Origin of the sequence: Candidatus Pelagibacter communis, assembly GCF_001179945.1 — a bacterium.
GTDB classification, from domain to species: Bacteria; Pseudomonadota; Alphaproteobacteria; order Pelagibacterales; family Pelagibacteraceae; genus Pelagilacustribacter; species Pelagilacustribacter ubique_A.
This window is the reverse complement of sequence record NZ_CVSG01000073.1, coordinates 1-1,100: the sequence shown is the minus strand read 5'-3', so window position 1 is coordinate 1,100 and position 1,100 is coordinate 1. Positions and strand designations below refer to the sequence as shown.

The window sequence follows — 1,100 nt, the reverse complement described above, 5'->3', positions numbered from 1 at the left end:
TTGTAAAGAAATTGAAGAAAGCTTATTAAAAAAAGAAATAGATATTGCTGTGCATTCTCTAAAAGACATGGAGGCAAATGAAAATGAAGGTCTTTTAATAGGAGCATATTTAAAAAGAAACGATTACCGAGATGTAATAATTAGTGAAAAAATTAAAAGTATTTCTGATTTAAAAAAAGGCGTAAAAATCGGTTCAAGCTCAAAAAGGAGAGAGCTTCAATTAAAAAAAATTAATAATAAAATTTCTGTAATCAATATTCGGGGAAATATTGACACAAGAATAAATAAAATCAATGAAAACAAATTAGATGGAATCATTCTTGCGGCTGCTGGAGTAAAATCACTTAAACTCGATAAAAAAATAAGCTTTACTTTTAATTGTGAGCATATTCTACCAGCGGTTGGACAAGGAATTATTGCTGTGCAATGTAGAAAGGAAGATGAAATTAAAAATTTGATAAAAAGAATTAATGATAGTGCAACTAGTCTTTGCGCAATAGCCGAAAGAAAAATGCTTCAAACTATCGGAGGTGATTGCGATACTGCAATAGGTGGGTTAGCTGAAATTGAAAACCATAATTTAAAACTTAAAGCTCAGCTTTTTTCAGATACTGGTCAAGAGAGTTTTGAATACGAGCTTATAGGAAGAGAGGCAGACGCGTCTTTTATTGGAAAAAGTGTTGGAGAAAAATTATTAGATCTAGCTGGAGAAAAATTTAAAAAAAAATGAATATTATAATAACGAGACCGCTAATAGACTCTGAGGATTTAATGGGAAAATTATTTTCTTTAGGTCATAAAATTATTCATGTACCTACCTTAAAGATCTCTAAAGCAGAACTTGATCCTATTGACTCCGAAAAATACAATGCATTTATATTTACAAGTGCTAATGCAATTAGGTTTCTAAAACTTTTAAAACCAGATAGAAATAAACTTTGTTTCTGCGTTGGAGCAATTACAGAAAAGATTGTAAGACAACAAGGTTATAACAATACTATTTCAGCTGGTGGCACGATAAACGCCTTAAAAAATATTATTATAAATTCAGGTGACTTAGATAAAAAAAAATTCTTAGCGTATATTTGTGGAGATAATAT

Annotated in this window: 2 protein-coding genes; both read left to right on the top strand. The window is 29.7% G+C overall.

The features are described 5' to 3' along the window. Window positions 1-730 (top strand): hydroxymethylbilane synthase (hemC, locus tag AMN78_RS02745; RefSeq protein ID WP_075534059.1); only part of this gene is annotated, 730 nt, incomplete at its 5' end. Next, on the top strand, window positions 727-1,100 hold a 374-nt coding region (locus AMN78_RS02740; RefSeq protein WP_179850609.1), incomplete at its 3' end, for a uroporphyrinogen-III synthase. The genes hemC and AMN78_RS02740, both read left to right, overlap by 4 nt.